We start from the raw sequence: 16984 nt of genomic DNA on the forward strand, positions 1-16984 counted from the left end.
GTCACCTTCTGGCCTCAATACCGCCCTGCCACACAACCAGCCGAAGCGTGCTGCGTGCTGCCGACCGGCACCTTCGCGACACCAATCAATGCGCCGATGATGGTCCATTCCAGAATCGTCTTTTCGTGGTCTTGCCTCGAATCCCCGTAAACGAAAAAACCGCCCGAAGGCGGCAAAATGAATCTCATGCAGAAACGCAGAGCGTTACTGGCGCATTCGGCTCCGTTGCGCAGTTAAAGCCCAGTTGTGAAGCGCATCAAGCCCAAGCACGATTCCGCTCCTCAGCGGCCGTGCGAGCGGTTTCTCGACGGCTACATGCACCATCAATGCAAACGCGATGGCCGCCGCGATAACGCTCCAAAACAGCACGTCGCTATTCGCCGTTGCGTCGGTCAAGTTGAATAGCATGTAACCGACGTTCTGATGAATCAGGTAAAGCGGATAGCTAACTGCACCGAACCAGGCCCATCGCGAACCGTGAAGGATCGGCGTTCGACGAAGCGCGAGCCCGAGCAGCACCACGAAAAAAGACGTCATCACGATACCGATGACCACCGGGCTCAGGTCCAATCGAAAGTGTTCGCTAAAGGATGGCAGCAACTGGAATTCGTGATACAGCGATAGTGCCCACGAGGCACACAGCAGCACGACGCGTGAGCGCGATAGCCCGTGCGCCCGAATGAGAAAGCACGCCGCGCCAGCGATGAAGAAGCCAGCGTAATCCGTCACCAGGAAAGTCTTGAGCTTGATGAACGGGAATATCTCCACGAGCACCGTGCCGATCAACCATACAAAGAGCCATCGCTCTGAACGGCCAATTTGGCCGACGATGATCAGAATCGCGACCAATCTGTAGAACCGCAGTTCTGCACCGAGCGACCAATATGCGCCGTCGATCGGATCGGCCCCAAACCCGCCGCCGAGCGTCAGCATGTTGACGATGTATTGGGGCCATGTCGCCGTAAACCTGTTCCCGCCAACTGCGAGCGTCACGAAGAAAGTGACCGTGCAACAAACCCAAAACGCCGGCAGCAGACGAGCCGCACGGGACGCAATGAATTTTTTGATGCTCGCATCGCCGGCCGTCATGAGGATTACGAACCCGCTGATCATGAAAAACAGATGCACGCCGAGGAAACCGTACCGAGAAATCGGCTCCAGCGGCGGATAATGCATGATGGTCAGGTCGTCGGCTGCATGGCCCCGAAATGCAAAGTGAAAAAACACTACGGCAAGTGCGGCGACGAACCGAAGCAGGTCAAGTTCGGGAATTCGAGAAAGCTTCACGATCTACAATTTTTTGATTTGTTGGTTCCGGCTCCTCGGAGCCAGTCGATCGTGTTACTCGTTCTCTTCGAAGTAATGCCCGAACTTGACCTGCTTGGTCCGGATATACCGTTCGTTTTCCTCGCGCATCGGCACCGCGAGCGCCACGCGTTCGCAGACAGGAATCCCGTGCTTCACGAGCGTATCGAACTTCTTCGGGTTGTTGCTCATCAACCGCACCGACGTCACGCCCAGGATACGCAGGATCGCCGCGGCCGAATCGTATTCCCGTGCATCGTCGGGCAGGCCGAGGTCGAGATTCGCCTCGACGGTATCGCGCCCCTGCTCCTGCAGCGCATAAGCGCGGATCTTGTTGCTCAGGCCGATACCGCGCCCTTCGTGACCCCGCAGATACAGCAGCACGCCACGATCCTCCGCGGCGATGTAGCGCAGCGCGAGATCGAGCTGCTCGCCGCAATCGCAGCGATACGAGCCAAACACGTCGCCGGTCAGACACTCGGAATGCAGACGCGTCAGTACCGACTGCGCGCCGCCGACGTCACCCATCACGAGCGCGAGATGTTCGGCATCGCTGCCCGATACGCGGAATGCATACGACGTGAACGTACCGTAGCGCGTGGGCAGCGTCGCGGTGGCGACGAGCGTGACGCACTCGTCGGCCTGGCCATTGCCCGGCACGGGCGATTGGGGACGCGAAGACATCATGAATTCAGTGGAAACGATCAGGAATGTAGGAGTTGTGTGGATAGTGCGTGACCGGAGTTTACCGCTAATCTGGAAACGTCACGCGACTGCCGCAGCGGGCGCCGCTATACTGAGCCCGTCGGGTGTCGCGCATCACGCCCTGCCTTCCCTGCATCGTCACGCACACGGAGAAGCATATGAGCACGACTGTCGCGCAGATTCTCAAAGCCAAACCGGATTCCGGCCGCACCATCTACACCGTCACCAAAGCCGATTTCGTCTACGACGCCGTCAAGCTGATGGCCGAAAAAGGAATCGGTGCGCTGCTGGTGATGGAGGGCGACGAAATCGCGGGAATCGTCACCGAGCGCGACTACGCGCGCAAGGTCGTATTGCAGGACCGGTCGTCAAAGGCCACCCGCGTCGACGAAATCATGACGTCCAAGGTGCGCTACGTCGAACCATCGCAATCCAGCGACGAGTGTATGGCGCTGATGACCGAACACCGTATGCGCCACCTGCCGGTACTCGACGGCGGCAAGCTCATCGGGCTGATCTCGATCGGCGACCTCGTCAAGAGTGTGATCGCCGATCAGCAGTTCACGATCAGCCAGCTCGAACACTATATCCACGGCACACCGGCGATCACGTCCGCCTGACCAACCTCAGCAAAAAAGGCCCAAACGCACGAGCGTCTGGGCTGGAAAGCCGCCGGAATGCGGCGACGGAGGTTCTGCTCTGCTGACAAGGACGCGCGCCTCGCGCGCGCCTCGTCGGTCACATGCTGTGCTCGGGCAGACCCGGAATCGTTCAGTTGCCGAAGTAGACGGAGTTCACCGGATTCGGCGCTTCATGCGTGCTACGACGGCCCGACTGGCCGGCGCCGGTCGCGACGGCGCCGTAGCCGCTGGTATCGGCCTGCGCGAGCACCGGCTGGTTCGGCTGGATCCGTTGCTCGGCCGCCTCGATGTTCTGCGGGTATTGCGCGTCGCTCGCGAGCGGCTTGTAGCCGTTCTGCTCGAGCTGCACGAGCTCGGCGCGAACCTGTGCGCGGGTCAAGCCTTGCTCGGACTGTGCAAACGAGGCAATCGGCGCGGCAAGAACGGATGCAGCGATCGCTGCGTAGATGATCGACTTCATGATGGACCTCCGAAATGTGTTCTGTTTTGACGTCGCTTTCGGTGGGACTTGTCCGAAGCGATGGATCAAGTGTAGGCCGCGCCGAACCAAGGGGAAACCCTTGGTTTGAACATACAGCGTTGCGTTTCTGGAAAAAATCGGCGGTCGACGCGCATCGAGATCCCGGCCACTTCGATCATTTCGGAAACAATAGCTGTCGAATTGCCGACAGCAGAACCATCAGTTCAAAGGTTGTGTTGTAGAATCGTAAGGTTTTTCGTCCGTCTATTTCCCGCCATCATGTACGCGCCCGCGCTGCTGTTCGTTTCGCCATCCGGCCCGGCCGGCGTGCGTGCGCGCGCCGGCCATCCGACACGACCCAGCGTTCGACGCACGGCCCAGACGCCGCTCGCCCTCGCCCGGCGTCTGATCTGACAGCTCGGCCTCCTTCCGGAGCCAGTTCAGACAGGCTCCGGGCGATCCTCATAGGCACGCCACGCCTGCCCCATGCCGATCATTTGGAGATCCACCATGAAACCTCGCCTTTATCAGTTGACCGAACTCGACGTGGCTCGTCTCGAAAAGCACGCCGAGCACAACCCGCGCTTCCAGACGATGCTCGACACGCTGCTTGAGCGTGCCGACATCGTGCAGCCAAACGCCGTCAAAGCGAACGTCGTCACGATGAATTCACAGATCACGCTGCTGGATGAAACGTCGCAGGAGCAAACCACCTGGACAATCGTTTATCCGGATGCCGCCAATCTCGAACTCGGGCGCCTGAACGTGTTCTCGCCGGTCGGCATGGCGCTGCTCGGTACGCAACGTGGCCAGTCGGTGAAAGTGATGCAGCCGAGCGGTATTGAAAAATTGATGAAGGTCGCCGCGATCGTGTTCCAGCCGGAAGCCAACGGCGAATACACGCGCTGACGATGCGCTGAGGCCCGTGCCGACCGCCGGCACATCCTGACGCACCAACGCAAAAAGCGAGGCTCGCCGCCTCGCTTTTTTGCTCCGACGCTTCGCAATGTCGTGATCGCTTCCGGTACACCCATCTCGTACGCGAAAAAAAAGGCGCCCGAAGGCGCCTTTTTCGATGCTGCGAAGCTGGTTACCCAGCCGTCACGCTTAGAAGCGGTGACGCAGACCAACCGTTGCTGCGGTTTGGTTCATCGACGAGCTCGACGGCGTGGTCAGGTCGCCGTTGTAGATCGATGCGTTCAGACCGCTGCCACGCTGATACACAGCCTGTGCGTAGACATCCGTGCGCTTCGACAGCGAGTAGTCTGCTTGCACGCCAACTTGGTGGAAGTGGGCGCTGTTCAGGCCATCAACCGTGTTCGACAGGCGAACGTTCGTGTACGTGTAAGCAACACCCAGACCCAGAGCCGGCGTCAGGTTGTACTTTGCGTTGACTTCGTAGTTGTCTGCGCGGACCGATTGGCCAGCAACTGCGGTGTTGTCCACACGCGATTGCGTCCAAGCTGCGCCGACTTGTGCCGGGCCGAATGCGTAGCCAGCAGCTGCACCGTACGTGCGGACACGGCCTTGCGAAGCGATGTTCGTCGCGCCGTTGCCGTTGGTACCGTCACCCAGGTTTGCTTGCGAGTACGCGCCACCCAGCTTCAGGCCTTGGAACTGGTACGACAGGCCGCCGCTGTAAGCACGGTTGTTGCCGAAGTTTTGGTTGTTCGAGAACGAGTACGTGCCGCCGAATTGCAGGCCAGCGTAGTTAGCGCTCGTGAACTTCACCGAGTTGTTCAGTGCGACGTCGCCGTTCGTGCTCAGGCGGTCAACGTTACCCGGGTGCGCGAAGTACGTACCACCCCAGGTGCCCGTTGCGGTCAGCGGTGCCAGGTAGTCCTGGACGGAGTCGTACTGACGGCCCAGCGTGACGGTGCCGTATTGGCTCGACAGACCGACGAACGCTTGACGGTTGAACATGCCGCCGTTGTTCGACAGCTTGCCGTTACCGATGCCGAAGCCGCTTTCCAACGTGAAGATTGCCTTCAGGCCGCCACCGAGGTCTTCCGAACCACGCAGGCCGAAGCGGCTTTGGTCAACGCCCGAGCCCATCGACCACAGCGACTTGCTTGCAACGTTGCTTTGGTAGGTGATGCCAGCGTCCAGCACGCCGTACAGCGTGACGCTGCTTTGCGCGTGAGCAACGGTAGCGAACGATGCTGCAGCTGCTGCAACGATCAGAGTCTTGTTCATTCGTGGAGCTCCCTTCTAAAAAGAGGCAGGTCTCGCGACCTTGTTCATAAACGGTCTGCAACCGCCCGGAAACGCCATCGGTCCTGCTGGCTGCGCCCGGAGAGTTGCCCGTTTGGGAACCGTGAGTTTAGGGGTGTACCCTAGGGCAGCGATCCGCAAATAAAGAAATAACCTTTTCCTGAACTAGAAATAATCAAATCAGGGGCACTTCATAAGTATTTGTTTTAAAGGATTTTTTTGACCTCTTGACGACTTCTTTTTGAAGCCTTTCATCCCATCATTCTTTCGTGTCATCGTCTTGACGGTTGCATAGAAACAACAAACGGAATCCGTGGATACACCCAAAAACGGTAATTTTTACCCATTCGGATCTCAAATATTGGGGTTGCGGGGGCTAAACACTCAACCATCGAACGGTAAACACTCCGAGACGGCCTCGAGCGGGGCAATCAGCATGGCGAAGTCCTCAAACGAAACCCGCATCGGCCATGGGCCGCGGTCCGCAGGAGGCGGTGACATGCGGTAACAGCCTTAACGGCCACCGTAACCCGAGGACCGAAGCTGCGCGCTAAGGTAAGGCCCACTTCTGTTGCATATAAAGAGGACCCGCAAATGAATCGACGCTCGTGGCTGCGCACCATCGGACTGACCGCGGCCGTGGCCGGCATCGGCGGCTGGCTGCCTGGCGCATCGGCGCAACCCGCGCCGCCGGGCTATCGCCCTCCGCCCCGGCCCGGCCCCGATCACGGGCCCGGCGACCGGCCTTACGCCGATCGCCCGCGCTTCGCGCCGCCGACGCCGCGACACGATCGCCGGCCGCCGCCGCCTCAGCCGCATGGCTACGTCTGGACCGACGGGTATTGGCGCTGGCAGCGCGGCCAATACATCTGGGTGTCGGGCCGCTGGGTCGCGCGCCGCCCGGGACATCGCTGGGTGCCTGGCTATTGGAGACGCCAGGGGCCGGGCTGGGTCTACGTCGAAGGTGGCTGGCGATAGGCGTCGGCGCGGTCGGCGGACGCAACGCCGAAAGCGATACCGCGCGGTGCTGCTCGCGGCACCCGGCGACCAGCGACCAGCGACCGCCCACCGCCAACGCAAACCTCCCGCTCAAACCGACGCCGCGCGCCCGCCTCCATAGCCGACGTAGCCGTTGCGCCGTTCGAGTTCCGCGTCGAAATGCACGGCATGCACAAGCGCCTCGGACTCCGTCATCGGTTCCTCTTCCCCCTTCGCGACCACCTCACTCGCGATCCCGTTTCCGACCACGTTGGTAACCGAGCGCCCCATGTCGAGAAACGTGTCGACACCGAGGATCAATACCCGATCGCGGCTCCGGCCGGACGGCGCGGATCGTTGACGCCATAGAGATAGCCGACGCGCACGTTGCCCGACACCGACGCGTCGTTGCCCGAGCTCTGGCGGCTCGCCACCTCGGTGCCCGGCAGGCCCAGCAGGATCAGCTCGGCGGCGCCCCACGGCGTCTGCTCGACCATCTTGTAGCCCATCTTGCGCAGGATCGACAGCGTGTCGGGCGACAGGCCGCGGGTTTCGTAATAGACCTCGTCGGGCAGCCACTGATGGTGAATGCGCGGCGCGCCGACCGCATCCTGCGGCGTCATCCCGTAGTCGATCACGTTGAGCACGGTCTGCAGCGTGATCGTGATGATCCGGGAGCCGCCCGGCGAGCCGACCACCATGAACACCTTGCCGTCCTTCTTCACGATCGTCGGCGCCATCGACGACAGCGGACGCTTGCCCGGCGCGATCGAGTTGCGCGTACCCTGCACGAGCCCGAACAGGTTCTGCGCGCCGACCTTGACGGTGAAGTCGTCCATCTCGTCGTTCAGGAAGAAGCCGGTGCCCGGCGCGATCACGACCGCGCCGAAGCGGCCGTTGACGGTGTACGTCGTCGACACCGCGTTGCCGTCGCGATCGACGATCGAATAGTGGGTCGTCTCCGGCTTCTCGTGCACGCCGATACCGGGCTGCACGTCGACCGACGCCGTCGCCGCGTCGTCGCTGATCTGCTTGCGGATCTCGGCCGCATACTGCTTGCTGGTCAGCTTCGCGACGGGATTGTCGATGAAGTTCGGGTCGCCCAGCAGCGTGTTGCGATCCTCGTATGCGTGGCGCATCGCCTCGGTCATGTAATGGACGACGGCCGCCGATTGGTAGCCCATCTTGCGCAGGTCGTAGCCTTCGAGCACGTTCAGCGTCTCGCACATCGTCACGCCGCCCGAACTCGGCGGCGGCGCCGACACGAACTCGTAGCCGCGATACGTGCAGGTCAGCGGCGCGATGTCCTGCGCGCGATACGACGCGAAGTCGGCCGCCGTGATCACGCCGCCGCCGCTCGTCGACGCGGCTTCGACGAGCTTCGGAATCTCGCCGTGATAGAACGCGTCCGGGCCCCGCTCCGCGATGCGCTCGAGCGTGCGCGCGAGGTCCTTCTGCACCAGGCGGTCGCCCGGTTGCAGCGGCGTGCCGTCCGCGCGCAGGAAGATGCGCGCGGCCTCCGGGTCCTTCCTGAAGCGCTCGATCGTCGTGTCGAGGATGTCGGTATCGCCGCGCGTCAGCACGAAGCCGTCGCGCGCGAGCCGGATCGCCGGCTCCATCACCTGCCTGCGCGTGAGCTTGCCGTACTTGCGCTGCGCGAGGTCGAGGCCGGCGACCGTGCCCGGCACGCCGACCGCCCGATAGCCGTACAGGCTCTGGTTCGGAATCACGTTGCCGTTCGCGTCGAGGTACATGTTCGCCGACGCCGCGGCCGGCGCCGTCTCGCGGAAATTGATGAAGCGGTCGCGGCCGTCTGCTAGATGCACAGTCATGAAACCGCCGCCGCCGATGTTGCCGCAGCACGGATTGGTCACCGCCTGCGCGTAGCCGACCGCCACGGCCGCGTCCACCGCGTTGCCGCCGGCCTTCAGGATGTCGACGCCGATCTGCGACGCGAAATGCTGCGACGACACGACCATGCCGTGGGTGGCTTCCACCGCGGGCTCCGAAGCCGCGAACGCGCATGCGCCGACGGCCGACAACAAGGTGAGTACGACGAGCCGTCTCATGACGAAATCCTCCACACGATTGACCGGCGATGCCGGGATGCGCGATGCGCCGGGCGGCCGGCCGATCCGGCTCCGGTCGAATGTAATGAACGATACATTTCAGCAAGGCTGCGATCATAGCATCGGCATTTTTCCGTCAAAAACTAGGGGACTTACCGTGCTTTCTGCGTGAAACCCGCGCGCGAGATCGGAGAATGTTTGATTCGTTACACGATCGGCGGAGCGGCGCGTCGCCTGGATGCTTGCGTCGGAACGGCCGGGCCGCCCGCCTCGCGCGGCGCCCATCGGCTACCATGCACGCTCGCCGGCAGACGCAGCTCTGCCGTTCGTCGTTCAGCACGAGCCAGCCGGGGTGCCCATGGGGACAAGCATCAGGGCGTTGCTGCTATCGCAGATGGATAGCTTCACGCCGTCGGAACAGAAGGTGGCGCATGCGCTGCTGGATCGCTACCCGAGCCTCGGGCTCGGGCCGATCGCGAGCTTCGCGAAGCAAGCCGAAGTGAGCGACCCGACCGTGTTTCGCTTCGTCGTCAGGATCGGCTTTCCGAATTACTCGTCGTTTCAGCAGGCGCTGCACGACGAGATCGACGCGGCGATGAACTCGCCGCTCGCGCGCATGGACGCGTTTCATTCGCAAACCGGCATGCGCGACAGTCATGCGGCCATCTTCGAGCGGCTGTCGCAATCGCTCGCGACGACGATCGACGGGCTCGACGCGGCCGCGTTCGACGCCGCGGTGGCGCTGCTCGCGGCGCCGGAGGTGCGCGTGTTCTGCGGCGGCGGCCGTTATACGGCGCCGCTCGCCTCGCTGTTCTCGTTCACGCTCGCGTATGCGCGGCCGCACGTGCACTACGTCGAGCCGAACGTGAACGTCGCGTCGGTGTCGCTGGCCGACATGGAGCCCGGCGACGTGCTCGTGATCTTCGACTTTCGCCGCTATCAGAAGGACAGCGTCCGGTTCGCGCAGGCTGCGCACGCGCTCGGCGTGCGCGTGCTGCTGATCACCGACGAATGGCGCTCGCCGATCAGCGCGTTCGCCGAAATCGTGCTGCGGATTCTCGGGCGGCCGTTCGCGATGTTGCAGACCAACGTGCCCGCGCTCGCGCTCGCCGAGGCGCTCGTGATCGGCGTCACGAACCGGCTGCCGGAACTCGCGCGGCAGCGCATGGAGAAGATCGAGCGGCTCGGTACGGGCGGCGGCGCGCAGGATGCCGACCGGTGGGACCTGCCGGAGTGAGCGGCGCGGCGCGCCGCATCGGTCGCCGCGCATCAGCGGCGATGAAGCGTCAGCTCTCGACGTCCTCGAGGCTGAACACCTCCGTCTTGTCGTTGTACGAAAACACTTCCCCGTAACGCCCCCAGTCGATCACCGCGTCGAGCGTTTCCTCGGCCGTGTCGTCCGGCAGAAAATCCTCCAGCTCCTGCTCGAAGCGCACGCGCGGCGCGCGATGGCCCGGCCGTTCGTTCAGCACCTTCTTGATCCGCGCGGCGAGCGGCACGTGCTTGAGCAGATGATCGGCGAACATCAGCTTGCGTTCCTGCGTGCCGAACTCGGCGAACACGCGGCCCGGCGGCGTCAGGAACACGTCGCCTTCGCGCACGTCGGCAAAGCCCAGGTACTGCAGCACTTCGGCGATCGGGAACAGATCGTCGATCTCCAGATGCAGCGTGCGCGCGATTTCGGGCATGTCGGCGCGGCCGTGGTACGGCGCCATCGCGAGCGTTTCGATCAGACCGGCCATCAGGTTGGTCGACACCTGCGGCAACCAGCTGCCGAGTTCGAGCCCCTTCTTGGTCGCCTCGCCGGTCTGGCGCGCGGTCATCTTCGCGTAGATATCGTCGACCAGCTTGCGAAACTCAGGATCGAGCCGGTTGCGCGGATGCTTGAACGGCACCTTGATCTCCGCGATCACGCGCCCCGGATTCGACGACAGCACCAGAATCCGGTCGCACATGAACACCGCTTCCTCGATGTTGTGCGTGACGATCAGCACCGACTTGATCGGCATGCGGCCTTGCGTCCACAGGTCGAGCAGGTCGGTACGCAGCGTCTCGGCCGTCAGCACGTCGAGCGCGGAGAACGGCTCGTCCATCAGCAGGATGGTCGGATCGACGACGAGCGCGCGCGCGAAGCCGACGCGCTGACGCATGCCGCCCGACAGCTCGCGCGGGTACGCGTTTTCGAAGCCGTCCAGGCCGATCAGGTCGATCGCGGCCAGCGCGCGCTCGCGGCGCTCGCGCGCGCCCACGCCGAGCGCCTCGAGGCCGGCTTCGACGTTCTGCAGCACGGTCAGCCACGGGAACAGCGCGAAGGTCTGGAACACCATCGCGACGCCCTCGGCCGGGCCGGTCAGCGGCTTGCCGAGATAGGTCACTTCGCCGCCGGTCGGCTCGATCAGCCCGGCGATGATCCGCAGCAACGTGGACTTGCCCGAGCCGGAACGGCCGAGCAGCCCGACGATTTCGCCTTCGCGCAGCGACAGGTTCGCGTCGTCGAGCACGAGCAATTCGCCCTGCGTCTTGTTGAAGCCGCGGCTCACGTGGTCGACGCGCAGGATTTCGGCGCCGGGCCGCGGCGGCTGAAGCGGCTGGGACGTCTGGACGGGGGCGTTGATTACGGTGGGGTTTTGCATCGCGCTTACTCTCAATCGAGACGGAGCCGGGATTCCGCATAGGCGTACATCGGACGCCACAGCAGACGGTTGAACAGCGTAACGAACAGCGACATCACCGCGATGCCCAGGATGATCTTCGGGAAGTCGCCGGCCGCGGTGGTCTGCGCGATATAGGAGCCGAGGCCGTGCGCGACGACCTTCGTGTCGCCCCACTGCACGAATTCGGACACGATGCTCGCGTTCCACGCGCCGCCCGACGCCGTGATCGCGCCCGTCACGTAGTACGGAAAGATGCCAGGCAGCATCGCCTGACGCCACCACTGCCAGCCGCGGATGCGGAAGTTCTTGGTCGCTTCCTTGTAGTCGTTCGGATAGGACATCGCGCCCGCGATCACGTTGAACAGGATGTACCACTGCGTGCCAAGCACGATCAGCGGCGACAGCCAGATGTCCGCGTTCAGGTGGAAGTGGACGATCACGATCACGAACACCGGGAACAGCAGGTTGGCCGGGAACGCAGCGAGGAACTGCGCGAGCGGCTGGATCTTCTCGGCGAGCTTCGGGCACAGCCCGATCAGCACGCCGAGCGGCACCCACACCACCGATGCGATCGCGATCAACACCAGCACGCGCAGCAGCGTGATGAGCCCGAGCACGAGCACGTGGCCGACCTCGGCCAGCGTGACGCCGGTCGCCACGAAGCCGACGACGCGCCACGCGACATACAGCGTCAACGCGATCACGACGGCGGCCCACACGAGGTCGCCGACGCGCGACGACCGGCGCGACGACTTGCCGCGCGACCGCGCGAGCGTCACCGACGGCGCGCGCAGCGGAATGCGCGCCGCCTGCGACAGCAGCCAGCCGGCCGGCACCAGCAGCTGATGGATCAGGTGCGTGCGGCGCATCATGTCGAGCAGCCAGGATTGCGGCGCGTCGCCCGACGCGGTGTTCTCCATCCGGAACTTGTCGGCCCACGCAACGAGCGGCCGGAACAGCAACTGGTCGTATGCGAGGATCACGACCGACATCGCGACGATCACCCAGCCGACCGCGGCGAGATTCTTGTCGGCGATCGCCTGCGCGAGATACGCGCCGATGCCCGGCAGCGTGATCGTGCGGTTGCCGACGGTGATCGCCTCCGACGCGACGACGAAGAACCAGCCGCCCGACATCGACATCATCATGTTCCAGATCAGGCCCGGCATCGAGAACGGCGCTTCGAGCTTCCAGAAGCGCTGCCACGGCGTGAGGTGGAAGCCGCGCGACACCTCGCTCAGATCGCGCGGCACCGTGCGCAGCGACTGGTAGAAGCTGAACGTCATGTTCCACGCCTGGCTCGTGAAGATCGCGAAGATCGCGGCGAGCTCCGCGCCGAGCACGCGGCCCGGAAACAGCGCGAGAAAGAACGTGACCGTAAACGAGATATAGCCGAGCACCGGCACCGACTGCAGGATGTCGAGGATCGGAATCAGCACCATGCCCGCACGGCGGCTCTTCGCGGCGAGCGTGCCGTAGCCGAGCGTGAACACGAGCGACGCGACCATCGCGGCGAGCATCCGCAGCGTGGTGCGCAACGCGTATTCGGGCAGGTTCGACGGATCGAGCGAGATCTTCTGCGTCTGCAGCGTCGCGATCGGCGCCATCGTTTCGTGGAAGCCGACGATCGCCATCGCGAGGATGCCGATGATCAGCGGAAACGCGACCGCGTCCCAGCGGTTGGGCAGCACGCGCCACGCGGACGCATTGGCGGTGCGATTCGGATCGAAGAAGCGGATATCCATCGGTAGCGTGTGGGTGAAATTGAAAATCGATGGGAGCGGCCGCGCGCGCAGCCGATGGCCGCGTCAGCGTGCGTGGCCCCAGGCAGGCCGTCGGCAGACGCCAACGGCGGACGCGCGGCAGCGAGCCGCGGCGCGGGGTTCCGTTGCCGCGAGGTTCGGCATCATGGGCTCCGGAGTGACGATTCGGTGTCGCAGGCTATCGGGCCGGCATGACGCAAATGTGACGTGTCACTTACAGGACATTGACATGCAACACATTGCCGGTCGCGGAACCGGTCGCAAACGTTGGCGCAGCGCGACAGCTTTCGCTTCGCATTGAACGTCGCAGACAGAAGCCACGTGGCGCTCGCCAGTGCGCGCACGATCCGCCCGTCGAAGTGGCCGGCCGGCATGCATTCGGCGTATCGCGATCGCAGGTCCGCTTCGATGCCGATGACGGCAGCAGGAAGCACTTCGATGCGAAGCCGCCTCGCGCCATCGGCGAAACGCGCATCCGCCACTCAAATGCGCTCGCCCCCTTCGTACGCCGCGGCATCGGGCAACGCACCGCGCAGCGCAGGCGCCGCCGGCCATCGCCTACACTGCTTCCATCCGGCCGGCGCCCGCCGGCCGTCACCGACCGCGAGGCGAACGATGACGGTGAGTCAACCCGCACACCCGAAACTGCCCGGCCAGGTCGTGCTCGTGCTGCAAGGCGGCGGCGCACTGGGTGCGTACCAGCTCGGCGTGTTCGAAGCGATGAACGCGTCGGGCATCCAGCCCGACTGGGTCATCGGCACGTCGATCGGCGCGATCAACGCGGCGCTGATCGCCGGCAACGCGCCGGCGCAGCGCGCGCAGCGGATCGCACAGTTCTGGCGTCACGTGACCGAACGCCCCGCGGTGAACGTGCCGGGCCTGCCGACGACCTGGAACAAGATCGGCGCCGAGTTCGCGGTGATCGGCGCGGGGCTGCCCGGATTTTTTCGGCCGAACCCTGCCGCGTGGCTCGGGCCGCTCGCGCACGTCGGCGTCGAGCACGCGTCGTACTACGTGGCCGAGCCGCTGCGCGACACGCTCGCTTCGCTGATCGACGTCGAGCTGCTGAATGCGGGCCGGCCGCGCGTCACCGTCGGCGCGGTCAACGCGTGCACCGGCGCGATGCGCTATTTCGATTCCCGCGAGCGCCGGCTCGGCCTCGACCACGTGATGAGCTCCGGCGCGCTGCCGCCCGCGTTCCCGGCCGTGCGCGTCGACGGCGCGCCGTACTGGGACGGCGGCATCTATTCGAATACGCCGGTCGAGGTCGTGCTGGACGATGCGCCGCGCCGCAGCTCGATCATCTTCTCGGTGCAGATGTGGAATCCGGTCGGCCCCGAGCCGCAGAGCATCTGGCAGGTGTCGGAGCGGCAGAAGGACATCCAGTATGCGAGCCGCACCGACGGCAACATCGCGCGGCAGCAGCAGATTCACCGGCTGCGTCACGTGATCAACGAACTGGTGATGCGCGTGCCGGAGCCGGAGCGCGCGTCGGCGGACGTGCAGGCGCTCGCCGCATGGGGCTGTCAGACCACGATGCGCGTCATCAAGCTCGCGGCGCCGCGACTCGACGGCGACGATCAGTGGAAGGACATCGATTTCACGCCGGACGGGATTGCCGCGCGCCGCCAGGCCGGTTTCGACGCGACGATGCAGGCGATCGCCGCGCGGCCGTGGGAACGGCCGATGGATCCGACCGAGGGCTTGAGCGTGTGGAGCCCGGAAGAAAACCGGATCGGCGAACGGCACAACTGACGCGCGCCGCGCGGCGGCGTCGCGTGGTGCCGCCCGCGGCGCGCGCTCGCGCGGCCGCTCAGAGCGCGCGCACGATGCCGCCGTCGACGCGCAGGTTCTGCCCGGTGATGTAGCCGGCGCCTTCGGACAACAGGAACGTCACCGTCTGCGCGATCTCGTCGGTCCTGCCGAACCGGCCGACCGGGATGCGCGCGACGATCTCGGGCGTCTCCGGCCAGCTGTCGATGAAGCCGGGCAGCACCGAATTGACGCGAATGTTGTCCTTCGCGTAACGCTCCGCGTACAGCCGCGTGAACGCACTGAGCGCCGCCCGCAGCGCCGACGACACGGGCATCGGCTGCTCGGGCGCATCGGCCGCGAAGCTCGAGATGTTGACCACGGCGCCGCCGCCCTGCTGCAGGAACACCGGCGTGACGCGACGCAGCACGCGTACGACGTTGAGCACGATCAGGTCGAGCCCTTCGTGCCATTTGGCGTCGTCGATCGCGAGCAGATCGCCCTTCGGCGGATGCCCGGTGTTGTTGACGACCGCGTCGATGCGGCCGTATTTCGCGAGCGTGCCGCTCACGAAGCGCTCGATGTCCGCGTCGTCGGTGACGGAGCCCGCGATGCCGAAACCGCCGAGTTCCGTCGCAAGCTCGACCGCGCTGCCGGACGGCGACATCAGCGCGACGCGATAGCCGTGGTTCGCGAGGTCGCGCGCGATCGCCGCACCCATGCCCTTGCCCGCCGCCGTGATCAACGCCACTTTTTCTACAGTCATGCCGTTCTCCAGAATGGTCGGCGCAACGCTACCGACGTGTGCAAAAGCGCCACTCTAGGCCTCTATAATCGGCCTGTCGAACGATCATTTCTGCATTTACCCTGTAGGTTTTCTACTGCATGAAGGCGCTGTCCAATGCCCGTCGGTTTCCGCCGCTGAATGCGCTGCGCGCGTTCGAGGCCGCCGCGCGCCACCTGAATTTTCGCCTCGCCGCCGATGAACTCGGCGTCACCCAGGGCGCCGTCGCGCAGCAGGTCCGGCATCTGGAGGACGCGGTGCAAGTACAGTTGTTCCGGCGCTTGCCGCGAGGGCTCGCGCTGACGCGCGACGGGCTCGAGTATTTCTCGTCGGTCCAGCGCGCGCTGCAGCTGATCGCCGACGCGACGCAAGCGCTCGGCCAGCGGCCGGCGGCGCTCACGGTCAGCACGACGCCGTCGTTCGCGTCGAAATGGCTGATTCCGCGGCTGGCCGACTTCGGCCGGCAGCATCCCGACATTGAAGTGCGCGTCGTCGCGGACGAGCGGCTCGCATCGTTCCGGGCCGATGGCGTCGATATCGCGATTCGGCTCGGCAAGCCGCCGTTTCCCGCCGGGCTGACCGCGCAGTTACTGTCGCCGCTCGACGTGTTCGCCGTCGCCAGCCCCAAATTGCTCGACGGCGCGCCGCCGATCCGCTCGATCGACGATCTGTCGACGCACGTGCTGTTGCACGACGCGCACGATCTGTGGCCCGAATTCGTCGACAAGCTCGGCGGACGAGGCCGCGTGGACGCGACCAAGGGCCCGCGCTTCAGTCAGTCGCTGCTCGCGATCGACGCCGCGATCGCCGGCCAGGGCATCGCCTTGACGAGCGAGCCGCTCGTCGAGCGCGATATCGCCGAAGGCCGGCTGCGGCGCGTATTCGATTTTTCGTTTCCGATGTCGCTCGGCTTTTACGTCGTCTTTCCGAATGCGAATGCGCAGTCCGATACGCTCGAAGCCATGCGGCGGTGGCTGTTTGCGCAGTATGCGGCTGCGTGAGCGATGCGGGACGCGCCGTCGATGTGTGCGCACAAAAGTGTCCGTACCTCGACTCCTTGCCAGTACGGTCTTCGGGTGTCCCGCCGCGTTGCCGGAAATCGTAGAAAGTCTGTACTCGAGTCGGAAACGCGACCGCGTTGCAGTCGAAGGCACACAAGACTCCACACTCGGCAATGGCGACGGAGGGTTTGGACGAGACATTAAACGGGGACGCACTGAGGGACAGTAGCTACGCGTCTTTGTGAAACCGTCTCTATGGAAACACTGATCAATAGACGATCACGCGAGGTTGTCGGTGACGCAGGCGTGGCATGGCTGCATGCCGAAGCGAAGCATCGCCCGTTCGGGGAAGTTTGACCCGCACCGAATTTTGTGGAGGCTCGGATTCTTGAGAGAATCGAGCCATGAACAAGAAGGCAACCAAGTTTTCCCCGGAAGTCCGGGAGCGCGCAGTGCGTCTGGTACGTGAGCAGCGTAGCGAACATCCGTCGATGTGGGCGGCGGTCGAATCGATTGCGCCGATGATCGGCTGTACGCCGCAGACGCTGCTGGATTGGGTCAAGCGCGAGGAGATCGATCGTGGGGAACGTGATGGCGTGAGCACGGCCGAGCGTGAACGCATCAAGGCCCTGGAGCGTGAGGTCAAGGAACTGCGCCG

General features: G+C 64.4%; 16 protein-coding genes and 1 pseudogene. 8 read left to right on the forward strand and 9 right to left on the reverse strand.

Going from position 1 to position 16984, the window contains the following annotated elements; translation table 11 throughout:
• Positions 1 to 204: 204 nt before the first annotated feature.
• Together EX20_RS26380 and ribA are read right to left on the reverse strand one after the other, a co-directional pair.
• Entirely contained in the window at positions 205 to 1287 is a 1083-nt protein-coding gene (locus tag EX20_RS26380; RefSeq protein ID WP_231572302.1) for an acyltransferase family protein, read from the reverse strand.
• A gap of 54 nt (positions 1288 to 1341) precedes the next feature.
• Positions 1342 to 1992: a GTP cyclohydrolase II gene (gene ribA / locus EX20_RS26385; RefSeq protein ID WP_011882540.1), complete on the reverse strand. Its 651-nt coding sequence runs from the start codon at positions 1990 to 1992 to the stop codon at positions 1342 to 1344.
• Between the two features lie 176 nt (positions 1993 to 2168).
• Between ribA and EX20_RS26390 the strand changes: the two genes are divergently transcribed.
• Positions 2169 to 2630, forward strand: coding sequence for a CBS domain-containing protein (locus tag EX20_RS26390; protein ID WP_014725314.1), 462 nt, complete (start codon positions 2169 to 2171; stop codon positions 2628 to 2630).
• Between the two features lie 151 nt (positions 2631 to 2781).
• On the opposite strand, the gene EX20_RS26395 is transcribed toward EX20_RS26390, so the two are convergent.
• Complete coding sequence (locus EX20_RS26395) at positions 2782 to 3111, reverse strand: DUF4148 domain-containing protein (RefSeq protein ID WP_011882542.1); 330 nt, start codon at positions 3109 to 3111, stop codon at positions 2782 to 2784.
• Between the two features lie 510 nt (positions 3112 to 3621).
• On the opposite strand from EX20_RS26395, the gene EX20_RS26400 reads away from it, so the two are divergent.
• Complete coding sequence (locus tag EX20_RS26400; RefSeq protein ID WP_011882544.1) at positions 3622 to 4020, forward strand: GreA/GreB family elongation factor; 399 nt, start codon at positions 3622 to 3624, stop codon at positions 4018 to 4020.
• Between the two features lie 198 nt (positions 4021 to 4218).
• On the opposite strand, the gene EX20_RS26405 is transcribed toward EX20_RS26400, so the two are convergent.
• A complete protein-coding gene (locus EX20_RS26405; protein WP_011882545.1) occupies positions 4219 to 5307 on the reverse strand; it encodes a porin in 1089 nt (362 codons plus the stop codon).
• 612 nt (positions 5308 to 5919) lie between these two features.
• On the opposite strand from EX20_RS26405, the gene EX20_RS26410 reads away from it, so the two are divergent.
• Complete coding sequence (locus EX20_RS26410; RefSeq protein ID WP_034195254.1) at positions 5920 to 6303, forward strand: YXWGXW repeat-containing protein; 384 nt, start codon at positions 5920 to 5922, stop codon at positions 6301 to 6303.
• A 111-nt stretch (positions 6304 to 6414) separates the two neighbouring features.
• On the opposite strand, the pseudogene EX20_RS26415 reads toward EX20_RS26410, so the two are convergent.
• Positions 6415 to 6627, reverse strand: a pseudogene (locus EX20_RS26415) (dicarboxylate/amino acid:cation symporter); the annotation flags it as partial.
• The gene (gene ggt / locus EX20_RS26420; protein ID WP_034195256.1) at positions 6621 to 8372 is read right to left on the reverse strand and encodes a gamma-glutamyltransferase; all 1752 of its coding nucleotides are present in this window, start codon (positions 8370 to 8372) and stop codon (positions 6621 to 6623) included. The pseudogene EX20_RS26415 and the gene ggt, both read right to left, overlap by 7 nt.
• On the opposite strand from ggt, the gene EX20_RS32295 reads away from it, so the two are divergent.
• Positions 8371 to 8544 (forward strand): hypothetical protein, encoded by a 174-nt coding sequence (locus tag EX20_RS32295; RefSeq protein ID WP_155624709.1) that lies wholly within the window; start codon positions 8371 to 8373, stop codon positions 8542 to 8544. The genes ggt and EX20_RS32295 overlap by 2 nt on opposite strands.
• Before the next feature lie 186 nt (positions 8545 to 8730).
• A complete protein-coding gene (locus EX20_RS26425; protein ID WP_034195257.1) occupies positions 8731 to 9609 on the forward strand; it encodes a MurR/RpiR family transcriptional regulator in 879 nt (292 codons plus the stop codon).
• A 49-nt stretch (positions 9610 to 9658) separates the two neighbouring features.
• Here EX20_RS26425 and EX20_RS26430 read toward each other — a convergent pair whose 3' ends face one another.
• Both EX20_RS26430 and EX20_RS26435 read right to left on the reverse strand, forming a co-directional pair.
• Positions 9659 to 11005, reverse strand: coding sequence for an ABC transporter ATP-binding protein (locus EX20_RS26430; protein ID WP_014725322.1), 1347 nt, complete (start codon positions 11003 to 11005; stop codon positions 9659 to 9661).
• 11 nt (positions 11006 to 11016) lie between these two features.
• The gene (locus EX20_RS26435) at positions 11017 to 12771 is read right to left on the reverse strand and encodes an ABC transporter permease (protein ID WP_034195258.1); all 1755 of its coding nucleotides are present in this window, start codon (positions 12769 to 12771) and stop codon (positions 11017 to 11019) included.
• A gap of 633 nt (positions 12772 to 13404) precedes the next feature.
• Between EX20_RS26435 and EX20_RS26440 the strand changes: the two genes are divergently transcribed.
• Positions 13405 to 14544: a patatin-like phospholipase family protein gene (locus EX20_RS26440; protein ID WP_011882551.1), complete on the forward strand. Its 1140-nt coding sequence runs from the start codon at positions 13405 to 13407 to the stop codon at positions 14542 to 14544.
• Positions 14545 to 14602: 58 nt separating this feature from the next.
• On the opposite strand, the gene EX20_RS26445 is transcribed toward EX20_RS26440, so the two are convergent.
• Positions 14603 to 15307: an SDR family oxidoreductase gene (locus tag EX20_RS26445; RefSeq protein ID WP_014725324.1), complete on the reverse strand. Its 705-nt coding sequence runs from the start codon at positions 15305 to 15307 to the stop codon at positions 14603 to 14605.
• 119 nt (positions 15308 to 15426) lie between these two features.
• Between EX20_RS26445 and gcvA the strand changes: the two genes are divergently transcribed.
• Complete coding sequence (gene gcvA, locus EX20_RS26450; RefSeq protein ID WP_014725325.1) at positions 15427 to 16326, forward strand: transcriptional regulator GcvA; 900 nt, start codon at positions 15427 to 15429, stop codon at positions 16324 to 16326.
• Positions 16327 to 16730: 404 nt separating this feature from the next.
• On the forward strand, positions 16731 to 16984 hold a 254-nt coding region (locus EX20_RS26455; RefSeq protein WP_034195259.1), incomplete at its 3' end, for a transposase.

The sequence above is a fragment of the Burkholderia sp. WP42 genome (assembly GCF_000745665.1).
In the GTDB taxonomy this organism is placed as follows: domain Bacteria; phylum Pseudomonadota; class Gammaproteobacteria; order Burkholderiales; family Burkholderiaceae; genus Burkholderia; species Burkholderia vietnamiensis.

Excerpts from the sequence above, each read along its gene's own strand:
- EX20_RS26425 (WP_034195257.1), top strand. The coding sequence starts at position 8,731 with ATGGGGACAAGCATCAGGGCGTTGCTGCTATCGCAGATGGATAGCTTC.
- EX20_RS26440 (WP_011882551.1), top strand. The coding sequence starts at position 13,405 with ATGACGGTGAGTCAACCCGCACACCCGAAACTGCCCGGCCAGGTCGTG.
- EX20_RS26405 (WP_011882545.1), bottom strand. The coding sequence starts at position 5,307 with ATGAACAAGACTCTGATCGTTGCAGCAGCTGCAGCATCGTTCGCTACC.
- EX20_RS26390 (WP_014725314.1), top strand. The coding sequence starts at position 2,169 with ATGAGCACGACTGTCGCGCAGATTCTCAAAGCCAAACCGGATTCCGGC.
- gcvA (WP_014725325.1), top strand. The coding sequence starts at position 15,427 with ATGAAGGCGCTGTCCAATGCCCGTCGGTTTCCGCCGCTGAATGCGCTG.
- EX20_RS26410 (WP_034195254.1), top strand. The coding sequence starts at position 5,920 with ATGAATCGACGCTCGTGGCTGCGCACCATCGGACTGACCGCGGCCGTG.
- EX20_RS26430 (WP_014725322.1), bottom strand. The coding sequence starts at position 11,005 with ATGCAAAACCCCACCGTAATCAACGCCCCCGTCCAGACGTCCCAGCCG.
- ribA (WP_011882540.1), bottom strand. The coding sequence starts at position 1,992 with ATGATGTCTTCGCGTCCCCAATCGCCCGTGCCGGGCAATGGCCAGGCC.
- ggt (WP_034195256.1), bottom strand. The coding sequence starts at position 8,372 with ATGAGACGGCTCGTCGTACTCACCTTGTTGTCGGCCGTCGGCGCATGC.
- EX20_RS26445 (WP_014725324.1), bottom strand. The coding sequence starts at position 15,307 with ATGACTGTAGAAAAAGTGGCGTTGATCACGGCGGCGGGCAAGGGCATG.
- EX20_RS26395 (WP_011882542.1), bottom strand. The coding sequence starts at position 3,111 with ATGAAGTCGATCATCTACGCAGCGATCGCTGCATCCGTTCTTGCCGCG.
- EX20_RS32295 (WP_155624709.1), top strand. The coding sequence starts at position 8,371 with ATGACGAAATCCTCCACACGATTGACCGGCGATGCCGGGATGCGCGAT.
- EX20_RS26435 (WP_034195258.1), bottom strand. The coding sequence starts at position 12,771 with ATGGATATCCGCTTCTTCGATCCGAATCGCACCGCCAATGCGTCCGCG.
- EX20_RS26400 (WP_011882544.1), top strand. The coding sequence starts at position 3,622 with ATGAAACCTCGCCTTTATCAGTTGACCGAACTCGACGTGGCTCGTCTC.